This is a genomic window from Anoxybacillus sp. FSL W8-0382, assembly GCF_038003845.1.
Lineage (GTDB): Bacteria > Bacillota > Bacilli > Bacillales > Anoxybacillaceae > Anoxybacillus > Anoxybacillus flavithermus_G.
In genome coordinates this window covers 2,662,778-2,678,412 of the sequence record NZ_JBBOPX010000001.1, presented here as the reverse complement: position 1 = coordinate 2,678,412, position 15,635 = coordinate 2,662,778, and the positions used below count along the sequence as shown (strand labels likewise).

Genomic DNA, 15,635 nt, shown 5'->3' with positions numbered 1-15,635 from the left:
GCGCTTGGGCGTTTATGTTTAAAACCAGTCGAACAGTCGCTTAAACCATGAATCTTTTTCTTTTTTCTTTTTCTTCTTTTTCTTTTCTGCCGGATGGTCTTTGCAGTAGTCTGTCGGTTCTGTACCGACGACATAGTAGCTTAATCGTTTTGTCGGACAAGCGGTTGTCGCAAGTTCCCCGCTATGAGGATCGACATATACGCCAATGACGCCTTCTGGCGGTTCGAATGTCGCGACTTTTCTTCCGCGTAAACTATCTTCCATAAAATTGACCCAAATATGTTTGGCGTATTGTTTTTCGTCTGTGCGATCAATCGTTTCATCTCGGTCATATCCCGTCCAGACGGTTGTGACAAGTTGTGGTGTGAAACCGATCATCCAACTATCTGTTTTCGTCGTCCCAGATTTTCCAGCATACGGACGGGTCATGCGCGAAATAATCGATTGTCCCGTCACAGACGCATAATCGTTAAGCGTTGGATCAAACATGCCTGTCATTAAATGTGTCGTGACGAAAGCGAGCGCTGGATCAAGTATTTGTTCATCGTTTGATTGTTGTTCATATAGCACTTTTCCTTCGAAGTTTGTCACTTTTTTAATAAATACAGGTTCGACCTTTTTTCCACCGTTGGCGATAATGCTGTAGGCGCGTGCCATATCCATCACCTTAACGGGCGACGTCCCGAGGGCGAGCGATGGCACTTGTTTCAGTTTGCTTGTAATGCCAAGTTGTTTCGCGATGGCGACAAGCTTGTCTTGTCCGAGCAACAAATGCGTTTTTACGGCATAGACGTTGTCAGATAAGGCAATCGCTTGAGCGAGTGTAATTGTATCGTTCGCGTAATAGTTGTTAAAGTTGCGCGGTGCATATGTCGAACCGTCTTCAAGTGTAAACGTCGTTGGTTCGCTACGTAACAACGTTGATGGGGTAAACCCATGTTGCAGTGCAACGTAATATAAAAACGGTTTGAATGTTGAACCGGGTTGTCGCTCTGCTTGTGTGGCCCGATTAAATGGACTTTTCTCATAGTCACGCCCTCCGACAAGTGCTTTCACTTCACCTGTTTTCGGCTCCATCGCGACAAGCGCCACTTGAATGTTAGACTGCGAATGAATCGTTTCTTTTATTTTTGCTTCTGCGATTGCTTGCATGTCGATATCGAGCGTTGTATATACGCGCAATCCGCCCATTTCAATCGTTTCTTCATCGAATCCGAGCGTCGTTTTTAACATTTGTTTGACCGCATCTTGAAAATACGGGGCGATCGTTTTTGTTTTCATATGCTCGCCGTTTGAAAAATGAAGCGGTTCATTTGCTGCTTTTTCGGCTTCTTTCTCGGATAAAAATTTTGCCTCGACCATCGAATGTAAGACAATGCGTTGCCGCTTTTTTGCTCGTTCCATATCGACAAGCGGCGAATAGTAGCTCGGGCCTTTCGGAATGCCTGCGAGCATCGCTGCTTCCGCTACGGTTAAATCGCGGGCCGATTTTCCGAAATAAAAGTTTGCGGCTGCCTCAATGCCGTATACACCATGTCCGTAATAAATGGTGTTTAAATATCCTTCTAAAATGTCGTTTTTTTCGTAGTTTGCTTCCAGTTGAATCGTATATAGTGCTTCTTGTATTTTTCGCCACCACGTCTTTTCGTAGCTTAAAAATAAGTTGCGTGCATATTGTTGTGTAATGGTGCTTGCTCCTTGCACTTTCGCCATTGCTTTAATATCTGCGATGATTGCCCCAGCGATGCGCTTCAAGTCGAAACCGTAGTGGTCAAAAAATTTTCGATCTTCCACCGCAATCGTCGCTTCAATGGCGTGTTGAGACATATCGGATAGTTTTATCCAATATCTTTTTCCTCCGTAATGATTTTCACCAATTTTCGTTCCGTCTTCTGCATAAAAAATTGTGGATTGCGGAACGGCTAAAGGGGGAGGGCCTTTCCATTTCGCAAATATAATAAGCCCGGCGATCGTGAGTGTGCATAACAAGCTAGCAACAAAGGCGAACAAAAGAAAGAGTCGCATATATTTAAACGTTCGTTTCCATCGTTCGATGGCAATCGTCTCCATAGCCATCACCTCATTTTTTACGTTTACAATTTAGTATAAAAACATTTTTATTTTTTTAAACGTTTTCTAGCAATTTTTACTTGAAATTTTGCTAGATTGCTCTATACTTTTTCATGTTTAGCATTTTATTTTTCGGGCATGATGAGCGGTGCATTATTGACGAAAGGGTGTTCAATATGGAACTTTGGTTTACTGAAAAACAGACGGACAACTTTGGGATTACAGCACGAATTAAACGCACTTTACATACAGAGCAAACAGAATTCCAAAAGCTCGATATGGTCGAAACAGAAGAATTCGGGAACATGCTTATTTTAGACGGAATGGTGATGACAACGCAAAAAGATGAGTTCGTCTATCATGAAATGGTGGCGCACGTTCCGTTATTTACGCATCCGAATCCAGAAAACGTTCTTGTTGTTGGTGGCGGAGACGGCGGTGTCATTCGTGAAGTGTTAAAACATCCGAGCGTGAAAAAAGCGACGCTTGTTGAAATTGACGGCAAAGTGATCGAGTATTCGAAAAAATATTTGCCGGAAATCGCCGGTCAATTGGACGACCCACGCGTTGAAGTGAAAGTAGATGACGGCTTTATGCATATTGCGCAAAGTGAAAACAAATATGACGTCATTATGGTTGACTCGACAGAACCTGTTGGCCCAGCGGTGAATTTATTTACAAAAGGGTTTTATGCAGGCATTGCGAAAGCGTTAAAAGAAGACGGTATTTTTGTTGCGCAAACAGACAACCCTTGGTTTAAAGCAGATTTAATTCGCACCGTTCAACGTGATGTGCGCGAAATTTTTCCGATTACGCGTTTATATATCGCAAACATTCCGACGTACCCAAGCGGTATGTGGACGTTCACCCTCGGTTCGAAAAAGTATGATCCGCTTGAAGTAAGCGATGACCGTTTCCATGACATTGAAACGAAATATTACACAAAACAGCTTCATAAAGCGTGCTTCGTATTGCCGAAATTCGTTGAAGACTTAGTGAAGTAAGGGGGGAAGACGATGCGGTTTGATGAAGCTTATTCTGGCAACGTATTTATTAAAAGTCATCCGAACTTTGAAGAAAGCCAAGCGGTCATTTACGGGATGCCGATGGACTGGACAGTTAGCTACCGCCCAGGCTCTCGTTTCGGTCCAGCACGCATTCGCGAAGTGTCAATCGGGCTTGAGGAATATAGCCCATATTTAGATCGCGAGCTCGATGAAGTGAAATATTTTGATGCAGGGGATATTCCGTTGCCGTTTGGCAACGCGCAACGCAGTTTAGATATGATTGAACAGTTTGTTGATCGCGTGTTAGAAGCTGGGAAATTTCCGCTCGGTCTTGGCGGCGAGCATTTAGTGTCTTGGCCGGTCATGAAAGCTGTATATAAAAAGTATCCAGACTTAGCGATTATTCATATGGATGCTCATACGGATTTGCGTGAGCATTACGAAGGCGAGCCGTTGTCGCATTCCACGCCAATTCGCAAAATTGCTGAGCTCATTGGGCCGAAAAATGTATATTCTTTCGGTATTCGTTCTGGAATGAAAGAAGAATTTGAATGGGCGAAACAAAACGGCATGTACATTGCGAAATTCGATGTGCTTGAACCGTTAAAAGAGGTGCTCCCAACGCTTGCAGGCCGCCCGGTATATGTAACAATCGACATTGACGTATTAGATCCAGCGCATGCGCCAGGGACGGGCACAGTCGATGCGGGCGGCATTACGTCAAAAGAGCTATTAGCTGCCATTCACGCCATCGCTCGTTCAGATGTGCGCGTTGTCGGAGCAGATTTAGTTGAAGTTGCACCTGTGTATGACCATTCTGAACAAACAGCCAACACAGCAAGCAAACTCGTGCGCGAAATGCTTCTCGGTTGGGTGAAATAAAGATCAATCCCTGTCGGTGAGACAGGGATTTTTCAATGGGGAAGGAAAGTATAAAATTTTACGATAAGGAGGCTCACTGTCTAGCTCCAATTCCCACCAGTGTCGTGTGTTTTGTCCTCTTTTTTGGTTGTAACATATTCACTGTAGGAAACAAGGGCAATACTTTTTTATCTTTAGGTAGTTTTGTTTATCGTTTATTATGATGAATAATAAAGTTGACGAGTGAACTCCTTTTTATGTCTTTATTAATCTTAGAGTAATTTTCTACAAACAAAACAAGTACACGATATAAATAGTAACCGATCCAAATACCGAATGTATTCATTAAAATGTCATTAATATCTACAATTCGTTCGGAATATGATGTTAGAATAAATTGAATTAGCTGTAACCCTTCAATGACAAGAGGAACAAGTAAACTCCAAAGGATCTTTTCTTTGGAGTTTACTTTTTTTATAAAAGGAAATATGATCCCAAAAGGAACGGTCATAAAAATATTCAGTATATAATTGATAGGTGAGCGATGTAGGTTAATAAAAGGTACCACATTTATTATTTCATCTATGTTTTGCTTAAAGGAATTGCCAAGAAACAAGGTGATAGGGAATTGTGTATATTTAATTAATAAACATATATAAAGAAAGAAAGATGATAAAAAAAAGAATCGTATACGTTCTTTTCTGAACTTTATCCATATAAACATAACACCCATGGCAAAAAAAATAACAAAAAGCGGTCCTTCGAAATATATTCTCATAAAATACCACCTTAAAAGAAATGGTTTTAATAAAAGGTTTAGAGAGTTTCTATGGTGTAGATAATTTGCCGCTACCGACTATTTTCCACCCATTATTGCTTTTTACTATAACTAAATAGTATTTTGAAGAATTAGAATCTAATTTTGATGGAAAAGATTCTTTTATTTTTGACACATTACTTTTATCATTGTTTTTTGATACATAATGATTCACACACCCGTAGCTAGTATCAAACCCTGTTTTTTCTCTGTAAAGACAATAAGTTACTGTTTCTCCTGGCGGGGTGATGCCATCAGCCCAGTTTTCTTTGCTGCCGTTGTAAAAAGCGTGACCATCTATTGTAGCTGTTCCTTTGTTTAAAGTGTGATATATTCCGTTAGCCTTTCCATCAACTATATAAACAGCATTATAAGAGTACGAAGAGGATATTGCCGATACAATGATGGGAGTTAGCATCACAATCGATATGAGTAACATCATAGATATTGTAAAAATTCTTGGTTTCATCATTCGCCCTCTTAAAATTTCTTTCATTTTCCTGCTTCATTATTATAAACTTTTTTCTATACATGTATATCCTTATATTCCACAATTTTTTATTTTAAGTATTTGTATATGTTTTATAGAAAATGGACAATTGTTATTTTCTTACGTTTGGTAAAAATAAGGGCTCTTTACCGAAAGTTGTACTTGACTATTTCAGGACACCTCTTCCCTATACTTATGAGGAAAAATAAGGAAAAATATTTTTGGACACGAAGCCTCAAAAAATCCCTCTCTTTTCAAGTGTATGTTGTGGTGATGAAACAAAATAAAGTGAAACTTGTCAGTTTTGCACATAGAAAAGTACAGATAAAATGTTTGGGAAAGAAAAAATGCGCAACGAACTTTGGATCATTGGCGAGCTATTGCATGTATGCGCCTCTTTTTCTATACTTAACTACAGTCATAACAACAGCAAGGATGTGGGGAAGGTGAACGGAACGCCTATACAGCTCAAGCACGTAACAGAAATTCGGGACGGGGCACGAAAAGAAATTGTTGTCATTGAGGCAAATGGTTTATACTACTTAAAAGGAGACGCAACGTATGTAACGTTTGAAGAGACGTATGAAGGAGAAACGATCAAAAACGTCGTGAAAATTGCCAATGATGAAGTGGTCGTCCTTCGCTCCGGTGCGATCTCGATGCGCCATACGTTTCGCAAGCAGTCGGAAACGATCGGTACGTACGAAAGCCCGATGGCGCGCTGGGAAATGAAAACAAAAACAGAACAAGTATCGTATCAGTATAACGAGAAAACGAAAAAAGGGCAGTTGTTTTTTTCTTACATACTTCACTTATCTGGTAAACATGTCGGTCGTCATGCGGTGACGATTTCGTTTAAGGAGGCAAAAAAATGAACATTGTTGAACAAATGAAACAAAAGTTAAAAGAAGAAATCAGGGAAGCAGTCATTCGCTCAGGGGTTGCGACAGAGGCAGACGTTCCAAACGTCATTTTAGAGACGCCGAAAGATAAAGCGCACGGCGACTATTCAACAAACGTCGCGATGCAACTCGCGCGCGTTGCAAAAAAGGCACCACGTATGATTGCGGAAGACATTGTCCGCCATTTTAACGGTGAAGCTGTGTTCGTGAAAAAAGTGGACATTGCTGGACCAGGGTTTATTAATTTTTACATGGACAATCGCTATTTAACAGAACTCGTTCCAACCATTTTACAAGCAGGGGACGCATACGGCGAAACAAACGTCGGCAACGGTCAAAAAGTGCAAGTTGAGTTCGTCTCCGCAAACCCGACAGGTAGTTTGCATTTAGGTCACGCACGTGGAGCAGCGGTTGGTGATTCGTTATGCAACATTTTGAAAAAAGCAGGCTTTGACGTGACGCGCGAATATTACATTAACGATGCGGGCAATCAAATTGTCAATTTAGCAAAGTCGGTAGAAGCGCGTTATTTTCAAGCGCTTGGCATTGATAAAGATATGCCAGAAGACGGCTACTTCGGTGAAGATATTATTGAACTAGGGAAAAAATTAGCAGAAGAACATGGTGACAAGTTTGTCGCGCTCGATGAACAAGAGCGACTTCAACAGTTTCGCGAGTACGGATTAGCGTTTGAAATGGATAAAATTAAAAAAGATTTAGCGGACTTCCGCGTCACGTTTGACGTATGGTATTCGGAAACGTCTCTTTACCATAATGGAAAAATCGAGAAGGCGCTTGAGACATTGCGCGAAAAAGGACATATTTACGAACAAGACGGCGCGACATGGTTCCGTTCGACGACATTCGGTGACGACAAAGACCGCGTGCTCATCAAACAAGATGGCACGTACACATATTTATTGCCGGACATTGCATACCATCAAGATAAACTTGAGCGCGGATTTGAAAAAATTATTAACATTTGGGGAGCCGATCATCACGGTTACATTCCGCGCATGAAGGCGGCGATCGCTGCGCTCGGATACGACCCTGATGTATTAGAAGTTGAAATTATTCAGCTTGTCAGCTTGTATCAAAACGGTGAAAAAGTGCGCATGAGTAAGCGGACAGGAAAGGCTGTTACGCTGCGCGACTTGATGGAAGAAGTTGGATTAGATGCGACGCGTTATTTCTTCGCGATGCGTTCATCGGATACGCATTTAGATTTCGATATGGACTTAGCGGTGTCGCAATCGAATGAAAACCCTGTGTATTATGCACAATATGCCCATGCGCGCGTATGTAGCATGCTTCGTCAAGGAGAAGAACAAGGGTTATCTTATGATGGCGAACTATCTTTTACGTACGAATTAGCGGAAAAAGAAATTGACTTGTTGAAAAAGCTAGGGGAGTTTCCTTCAGCTGTTGCTGAAGCGGCGGTGAAGCGCTCACCACATCGGATGACGAACTACATTTTCGAGCTCGCTTCTGCGCTGCATAGCTTTTACAATGCGGAAAAAGTGCTTGATGCAACGAATGTTGAAAAAAGCCGCGCTCGCCTGGCGCTTATGAAAGCTGTACAAATTACATTGAAAAATGCGTTAGCGCTTGTTGGTGTACATGCACCGGAAAAAATGTAATGCAAAAGAGGGTGTCCCCAATAGGGCACCCTTTCTCATTACAACAATGGAGACATCAAAGTCGCAACGCCTTCTTTTAGTCGGTCAAGCCAAGGCAGCTTGCGAAAATATTCCGCTGTCAATAATGTAGATGTGTCGATGTCGCGAGCGATCGTTTGTTTCACATATTGAATGAACGGTTTGTCATATATGTAACAATTCATTTCGTAGTTGATGAATAAACTGCGATGATCGAAATTCGCTGTGCCGATATCACATATATCGTCATCGATGACAATTACTTTTGCATGGTAAAACCCGTTATAAAACTGATAAATACGAGCTCCGGCACGAAGAAGCTGACGAAAATAAGGATATGCGGCTTCTTTGACGAGTGGATGATCCGCTTGCATCGGTACAATAATCGTCAGTTGAACTCCTCGTTTTATCGCTTCAAGCAGGGCATTCATAATTTTTTTACTCGGAATAAAATATGGTGTCCCGATGATGATTTCTTGTTTTGCTTGTTTAATGAGCTGAATAAATTCTTCCTCTAGATATTTTCCATCTGTCGGAAGAAAGCGATGTTTCATCGCCCCTTTTTGAAGAGGTGGAAAATATCGCTCACTATTTCCAAACGATTGTCCTGTTGCTTTTGTCCAATCTTCTTGAAACTGTCGTTGCAAATCATGAACCCCTTCTCCCATAATTTTTAAATGATAGTCGCGCCAATGGCCAAACTTCGGATCTTGTCCGATATATTCTTTTCCGATATTAAACCCGCCCAAATAGCCAATTTTCCCATCAATGACAGTAATTTTGCGATGGTTTCGCTCATTTAGTTTATAGAAAAAAAACGGTAATGCCGGGCGGTTTGCAAAGGCAAATTGCCCGCTTTTTTGTCGGACGGAAGGAGGCAATCCGAAGCTTCCAACCCAATCGACAAGGAGGCGCACTTCTACTCCTTCATTTACTTTTTGTTCAAGTAAAGAAAAAAATCGTTGCCCCATTTTATCATCGCGCACGATGTAAAATAAAATGTGAATGTGATGTTTCGCTCGTTCCAACTCGGCGAAATAGTCATCAAACAGCTCCTCTCCGGCTGTAAATAGCGTGATGTCGCTTTGTCGTTCGACACCGATTTTTTTTCGCGATGTCGTTTTTGACACTTTATCGCCCCATTTATAATCGAGCAAAAGAAGAAACAATAAAATAATAGCAACTATGAGCCAGCTCATGCCCCCACTCCTTTCATTGTTGTAGTTTTCCCAAAAAGAAAATAAAAAATGAGAAAAAATATTGACTGAATGCTCATTCATTATATAATGAAAGTAAGTTTGTTCAGAAAATTTATTTTATTTTTACAACAAAGGGGGAAGGGTATTGTGCTTTGGTTGAACTGGATTGCTTTTTTACTTGTGACAGCGTACGCCGTTCATTTATTTGTGTATCTCGTGAAAACGCGCATTGCGTATATTAAGTTAGGGAAAAAAGTTGAGTTTGATGGAAAAGTGAAAGAGCGTCTACAAAACATATGGGTGAACGTCTTTGGGCAAAAAAAGCTGTTAAAAGACAAAAAAAGCGGGATCATTCACGTCATATTTTTTTACGGCTTTATTCTCGTTCAGTTTGGAGCGATTGACTTCATCATTAAGGGGCTTGTCCCGGGAGCGCACTTGCCGCTTGGGCCGCTTTATCCAGCGTTTACGTTTTTCCAAGAAATCGTCACATTGCTTATTTTAGTGGCAGTGTTATGGGCGTTTTATCGCCGTTACATCGAGAAGCTCGTCCGTTTAAAGCGAGATTTGAAAGCAGGGCTTGTCCTTATTTTTATCGGTGGACTAATGCTTTCGGTGTTATTCGGTAACGGCATGAGCCGCATTTGGCATAACGAAGGGACGTCGTGGAGTGAGCCCGTCGCTTCTGCCATTGCGCTTGCGTTTAGTTGGGTAGGGGAAACAGGAGCAGCGGTATTGTTTTTTGTCGCTTGGTGGGTGCATTTGCTTATTTTATTAACGTTTTTAGTGTACGTGCCACAATCAAAACACGCCCATTTAATCGCTGGGCCAGTTAACGTCTTTTTCAGCCGATTAACGAGACCGAAACTTGAAAAAATCAACTTTGAAGATGAGACACAAGAATCGTTTGGCGTCGGGAAAATTGAAGACTTTAAGCAAACGCAACTTATTGATTTATATGCCTGTGTCGAGTGCGGGCGCTGTACGAACATGTGCCCAGCAACGGGGACAGGGAAAATGTTATCACCGATGGATCTTATTTTAAAATTGCGCGACCATTTAACAGAAAAAGGTGCAGCCATTACATCGAAAGCTCCTTGGGTGCCGACGTTTGCGTTTGCGAACACAAAAGGAAACCAGCTCGCTTTTATGGCACAAGGAATGCAAGAACAAGCGGCAACGATTGAAATGCCGAACTTAATTGGCGATGTCATTACGGAAGAAGAAATTTGGGCATGTACGACGTGTCGCAACTGTGAAGACCAATGCCCAGTTATGAATGAACATGTCGATAAAATTATTGATTTGCGTCGTTACCTCGTATTAACAGAAGGAAAGTTAAACCCAGATGCACAACGGGCGATGACAAATATCGAACGTCAAGGAAACCCATGGGGACTCAATCGCAAAGAAAAAGAAAATTGGCGCGAGTTGCGTGAAGATGTCCGCATTCCGACAGTAAAAGAAATGCAAAAAGCAGGGGAAGAATTCGAATATTTATTCTGGGTTGGTTCGATGGGTTCATTTGATAATCGAAGCCAAAAAATTGCGTTAGCCTTTGCGCGTCTGTTAAATGAAGCAGGCGTGAAATTTGCGATTTTAGGAAACAAAGAGAAAAACTCGGGCGATACGCCGCGTCGTTTAGGAAACGAATTTTTATTCCAAGAATTAGCGACAGCCAATATTGCCGAATTTGAAAAAGCGGGCGTGAAAAAAATTGTGACGATCGACCCGCATGCGTATAACACATTCAAAAACGAATATCCAGATTTCGGTTTTGAGGCGACCGAATCCGCGTTTGTATTCTGGATTAGATGACATCATTCAAAAACGAATATCCAGATTTCGGTTTTGAGGCGGAAGTATATCACCATACAGAGTTACTAGCAAAGCTTGTTGAAGAAGGTCGTCTTGTCCCGAAATATGAAGTAAACGAAGTCGTGACATTCCATGATTCATGTTATTTAGGTCGATATAACGACGTATACGATGCACCGCGTCAAATATTGAAAGCGATTCCGGGCGTGAAACTTGTTGAAATGGAACGCCATCGCGAAACAGGCATGTGTTGTGGCGCTGGTGGTGGGTTGATGTGGATGGAAGAAACAACAGGCACCCGCATTAACGTCGCGCGCACAGAACAGGCGCTAGAAGTGAATCCGACAGTTATTAGCTCTGGCTGTCCGTACTGTTTAACAATGTTATCAGATGGTACGAAAGCAAAAGAAGTAGAAGAAAAAGTTGGCACGTATGATGTGGCGGAGTTGTTAGAAAAGGCGGTATTTGGACCTGTTCATTAAAAATTCTAAAAAAAATAAATAGTTTTATTTTTTAAGACATTTTCAGTATAATGAAAACAATAGGAAGGTGTGCGGCTTGTCGTGCGCCTTCTTTGCCCGTCCATCATTGAACGAGCGTTCGCTCAATATTTTTGAAAGGGCTTTCTTATTATAAAAAGGGGGAGAAACATGGGGAAAACGGTCATTGTTAGCGGGGTACGTACACCTTTTGGAAAGTTTGGTGGCGGTTTAAGCGCATTGAGCGCAGCGCAGCTTGGAGGTATCGCGATCAAAGAGGCGCTCGTGCGCGCAAACGTTCGTGCAGAAGATGTCGATGAAGTCATTTTCGGCACGGTATTGCAAGGTGGACAAGGGCAGCTCCCATCGCGACAAGCCGCAAGAGAGGCAGGCATTCCGTGGGAGACGAAAACGGAGACGATCAACAAAGTGTGCGCCTCAGGAATGCGTAGTGTTACGCTCGGCGATCAAATCATTCGTGCCGGGGATGCGGACGTCATCGTTGCAGGTGGAATGGAATCGATGAGCAATGCGCCGTATATATTACCGAAAGCGCGTTGGGGATTGCGTATGGGCGATTCGACAGTAAAAGATTTAATGGTCTATGATGGATTGACATGTAGTTTTACAGGTGTGCATATGGGTATTTACGGAAGTGACACAGCAAAAGAGTTAGGTATTACGCGCGAAGAACAAGACCGCTGGGCGTATCGCAGCCATCAATTAGCGATTGCAGCGATCGAAAGCGGCAAATTTGCTGAAGAAATCGTCCCTGTTTCTATTCCACAACGAAAAGGGGAACCGATCACGGTAGCGGTGGATGAATCACCGCGCAAAGATACATCGCTTGAAAAATTAGCGAAACTTGCGCCCGTATTTGATCCAACGGGCACGATTACAGCAGGAAATGCGCCGGGGGTAAACGATGGAGCAGCCGCACTCGTATTAATGAGCGAAGAACGCGCGCAAAAAGAAGGGCTCACGCCACTTGCGACAATTGTAGCCCATACGGCGGTTGCGATTGAAGCGAAAGATTTTCCGAAAACACCAGGCATCGTCATCAACGAATTGTTGCGTAAAACAGGCAAAACCGTAAACGACATTGACTTATTTGAAATTAACGAAGCGTTTGCTGCTGTCGCTTTAGCAAGCATGAAAATTGCCGACTTGCCAGAAGAAAAAGTAAACGTCAATGGCGGCGCGATCGCGCTCGGGCATCCGATCGGGGCGAGCGGAGCGCGCATTATCATTACGCTTATTCACGAATTAAAACGTCGCGGAGGCGGCACTGGCATCGCAGCGATTTGCAGCGGTGGCGGTCAAGGCGATGCAATTATGATTGAAGTCCATTAATGGGGGATAGGGACATGAAAGTGACCGTCGAAGCGGTACAAATTTTCGGAGGCAACGGTTATACCGAAGACTATCCGGTTGAGCGGTTATTCCGCGATGCGAAAGTATGTGAAATTTACGAAGGAACGAGCGAAATTCAGCGGCTCGTCATTAGTAAACATGTGTTAAGGGGGATGGGGAAATGAACTTTCAATTAAGCGAAGAACATGAAATGATTCGAAAAATGGTGCGCGATTTTGCGAAAAATGAAGTCGCGCCGACAGCGGCCGAACGCGACGAAGAAGAGCGATTTGATCGCAGCATTTTTAATAAAATGGCGGATCTCGGCTTAACAGGCATCCCATGGCCAGAGGAATACGGCGGCATCGGTAGCGACTATTTAGCATACGTGATTGCTGTTGAGGAACTGTCAAAAGTGTGCGCATCAACAGGAGTAACGCTTTCTGCTCACATTTCATTAGCGAGTTGGCCAATTTATAAATTTGGGACAGAACAACAAAAACAAACGTATTTACGGGCGTTAGCGACAGGGGAAAAGCTTGGGGCGTACGGTTTGTCTGAACCAGGAGCAGGTTCTGACGTGTCAGCGATGAAAACGCGTGCGGTGCGTGATGGTGATCATTACGTATTAAACGGTTCAAAAGTATGGATTACAAACGGTGGAGAAGCGGAAATTTATGTCGTTTTTGCGGTGACAGATCCAGAGAAAAAGCACCGCGGCATTAGCGCATTTATTGTTGAGAAAGGAACGCCTGGTTTTTCGATCGGGAAAAAAGAGAAAAAGCTCGGTATTCGTTCATCGCCAACAACGGAGCTCATTTTTGAAGATTGTCGCATTCCGAAAGAAAATTTGCTCGGTGAAGAAGGAGAAGGATTTAAAATTGCGATGATGACGCTTGATGGCGGTCGAAATGGTATCGCAGCGCAGGCGGTTGGCATCGCGCAAGGGGCGTTAGATGCAGCGGTAGAATATGCGAAAGGACGTATTCAATTCGGCAAGCCAATTGCAGAACAACAGGGCATTGCCTTTAAACTAGCTGATATGGCAACTGCCATTGAAGCTGCGCGCTTACTAACGTATCAAGCGGCGTGGCTCGAATCAAACGGCTTACCGTACGGAAAAGAATCTGCGATGGCGAAATTGTTTGCAGGGGATACAGCAATGAAAGTCACCGTGGAGGCGGTACAAATTTTCGGTGGCTACGGTTATACGAAAGACTATCCAGTCGAACGGTTTATGCGCGATGCAAAAATTACGCAAATTTATGAAGGCACGCAAGAAATTCAACGCATCGTCATTTCAAGAATGTTGACGAAATAGGAGTGATGTGATGAAAAAACGTGAAGTGCCCGCGTCTGTGAAAGACGAACGGCTTGTGAAAAAAAGGCGCAATCAAATGATAAAAGGGGCGATTTCGCTATTTAAGCAAAAGGGGTTTCATCAAACGACGACGCGCGAAATTGCCCGCGCTTCTGGTTTTAGCATCGGAACGTTATACGAATACATTCGCAAAAAAGAAGATGTTCTTTATTTAGTGTGCGATCGGATTTACGATGAAGTGCGCGATCGTATGGAGCAGGCAATCGATACGACAAAAGGGGATTTAGACGGTTTAAAATTAGCGATTAATTACTATTTCCGTGTCGTTGACGAGCTGCAAGACGAAGTGCTCGTCATGTATCAAGAGGCAAAGTCGCTCGGCAAAGAATCGCTTCCGTATGTGCTTAATAAAGAATTGCAAATGGTTGCGATGTTCGAACATATTTTACGACGTTGCGTAGACAATGGGGTATTTTCATTAACGGAGCGAGAAATTCAATTGTTTGCACATAACATTTTCGTTCTCGGTCAAATGTGGGGATTCCGTCGTTGGGCGTTGAAAAAAATGTATACGCTCGATGAATATATTGAATTGCAAACAAAGCTATTGCTTGAAGGCATTATGAAGCGGTAGCGAAAGGGGATGGGAGAAACATGGCTCACATTTACCGTCCAAAACATCACATTCGCTTTGTGACGGCGTCTAGTTTATTTGATGGGCACGATGCAGCCATTAACATTATGCGTCGCATTTTACAAGCAAGTGGAGCGGAGGTCATTCATGAAAGCGTTGTATGAAGTCGGTGGACAATATCGCCGCAATATGTAATGTCGGGGGGATGTCCCGACATTTTTTTTTGGCAACCGTCTAGCATAAAGTAAATGAATTTGTTTATAATGAATGGTATGGATTTTTGTTGTTTTCATACGTTGGAGAAAGGGAGTGCGGAAAGTGAGTTTGGAGCAATACTCTCAAGAACAATTGCGAGAGATGTCTTTCGTCGAACTTGCGTATTTGCTATTGTGTGAGAAAAAACAGACGGTGTCATTTCAAGAGATGATCGAGCAACTCGTCGCGATAAAAGGGTTATCCGAAAGTGAAGTAAGTGCACGACTAGCGCAGTTTTATACAGATTTAAACGTCGACGGCCGGTTTATTTGTGTTGGGGAAACGGCTTGGGGCTTACGCTCGTGGTATCCATATGATCAAACAGAAGACGAAGCGGTGCCTGTAGAACGCGTGAAGAAGAAGAAAAAAGTGGCGGATGACTTTGATGACTTTGATGACATGGTCGATGAGGACGAATTAGTATATGACGATTTAGATGAGGAATTATTGGGCGATGAAGAACTGTTAGACGACGATTTTGCATTAGATGAAGATGAAGAAGTGATTGACGACTTATTAGACGAAGAACTAGATTTAGACGATGAACCGATTGATGAAGAGCTAGAGGTCGTCGATGAAGAATTAGAGGATGAAGAATTAGAGTTAGAAGAAGATGAGGAATTATAACCTTGACTTTTTACATCGATATATGTAGAATTCTGTTTGGGCTCTTTTCATAGAGATACGTTCGCTCCCTTACTAATTTGTAAGTGGAGCGTTTTTATTTTTCCCCGAATTCGCACACACTGTAACTATTCCAAATGAGTTGAG

General features: G+C 42.6%; 13 protein-coding genes and 2 pseudogenes. 11 read left to right on the top strand and 4 right to left on the bottom strand.

Translation table 11 applies throughout. The features are described 5' to 3' along the window. Positions 1-18 precede the first annotated feature (18 nt). Entirely contained in the window at positions 19-2,070 is a 2,052-nt protein-coding gene (locus NSS60_RS14160) for a transglycosylase domain-containing protein (RefSeq protein WP_340720933.1), read from the bottom strand. Positions 2,071-2,246: 176 nt separating this feature from the next. Between NSS60_RS14160 and speE the strand changes: the two genes are divergently transcribed. Further along, positions 2,247-3,074, top strand: a complete 828-nt coding sequence (gene speE, locus NSS60_RS14155) for a polyamine aminopropyltransferase (RefSeq protein ID WP_004893116.1) — start codon at positions 2,247-2,249, stop codon at positions 3,072-3,074. A gap of 12 nt (positions 3,075-3,086) precedes the next feature. Further along, entirely contained in the window at positions 3,087-3,959 is an 873-nt protein-coding gene (speB, locus tag NSS60_RS14150) for an agmatinase (RefSeq protein WP_339172028.1), read from the top strand. 187 nt (positions 3,960-4,146) lie between these two features. On the opposite strand, the gene NSS60_RS14145 is transcribed toward speB, so the two are convergent. Then, a complete protein-coding gene (locus NSS60_RS14145; RefSeq protein ID WP_230456263.1) occupies positions 4,147-4,662 on the bottom strand; it encodes a VanZ family protein in 516 nt (171 codons plus the stop codon). Positions 4,663-4,765: 103 nt separating this feature from the next. Continuing rightward, entirely contained in the window at positions 4,766-5,224 is a 459-nt protein-coding gene (locus NSS60_RS14140) for a hypothetical protein (RefSeq protein WP_340720932.1), read from the bottom strand. A gap of 458 nt (positions 5,225-5,682) precedes the next feature. On the opposite strand from NSS60_RS14140, the gene NSS60_RS14135 reads away from it, so the two are divergent. Then, positions 5,683-6,120 (top strand): DUF1934 domain-containing protein, encoded by a 438-nt coding sequence (locus NSS60_RS14135; RefSeq protein WP_340720961.1) that lies wholly within the window; start codon positions 5,683-5,685, stop codon positions 6,118-6,120. Beyond that, on the top strand, positions 6,117-7,787 hold the full coding sequence (gene argS, locus NSS60_RS14130; protein ID WP_340720931.1) for an arginine--tRNA ligase: 1,671 nt from the start codon (positions 6,117-6,119) through the stop codon (positions 7,785-7,787). The genes NSS60_RS14135 and argS overlap by 4 nt, the downstream gene beginning before the upstream one ends. 38 nt (positions 7,788-7,825) lie before the next feature. Here argS and cls read toward each other — a convergent pair whose 3' ends face one another. Continuing rightward, a complete protein-coding gene (gene cls, locus NSS60_RS14125; RefSeq protein ID WP_340720930.1) occupies positions 7,826-9,004 on the bottom strand; it encodes a cardiolipin synthase in 1,179 nt (392 codons plus the stop codon). Positions 9,005-9,091: 87 nt separating this feature from the next. Between cls and NSS60_RS14120 the strand changes: the two are divergent. The 7 genes and pseudogenes from NSS60_RS14120 (at position 9,092) to rpoE (ending at position 15,491) form a co-directional block, all read left to right on the top strand. Continuing rightward, a pseudogene (locus tag NSS60_RS14120) lies at positions 9,092-11,304 on the top strand ((Fe-S)-binding protein). 168 nt (positions 11,305-11,472) lie between these two features. After that, entirely contained in the window at positions 11,473-12,654 is a 1,182-nt protein-coding gene (locus tag NSS60_RS14115) for an acetyl-CoA C-acetyltransferase (RefSeq protein WP_340720929.1), read from the top strand. Between the two features lie 14 nt (positions 12,655-12,668). Then, positions 12,669-12,839: pseudogene (locus NSS60_RS14110) on the top strand (acyl-CoA dehydrogenase family protein); the annotation flags it as partial. Next, on the top strand, positions 12,836-13,975 hold the full coding sequence (locus NSS60_RS14105) for an acyl-CoA dehydrogenase (RefSeq protein ID WP_340720928.1): 1,140 nt from the start codon (positions 12,836-12,838) through the stop codon (positions 13,973-13,975). The pseudogene NSS60_RS14110 and the gene NSS60_RS14105, both read left to right, overlap by 4 nt. Positions 13,976-13,985: 10 nt before the next feature. Further along, positions 13,986-14,609 (top strand): TetR/AcrR family transcriptional regulator, encoded by a 624-nt coding sequence (locus NSS60_RS14100; RefSeq protein ID WP_004893074.1) that lies wholly within the window; start codon positions 13,986-13,988, stop codon positions 14,607-14,609. 20 nt (positions 14,610-14,629) lie between these two features. Next, complete coding sequence (locus NSS60_RS14095) at positions 14,630-14,773, top strand: hypothetical protein (protein WP_340720927.1); 144 nt, start codon at positions 14,630-14,632, stop codon at positions 14,771-14,773. Between the two features lie 103 nt (positions 14,774-14,876). Next, positions 14,877-15,491 (top strand): DNA-directed RNA polymerase subunit delta, encoded by a 615-nt coding sequence (gene rpoE, locus NSS60_RS14090; protein ID WP_445290612.1) that lies wholly within the window; start codon positions 14,877-14,879, stop codon positions 15,489-15,491. Positions 15,492-15,635 lie beyond the last annotated feature (144 nt).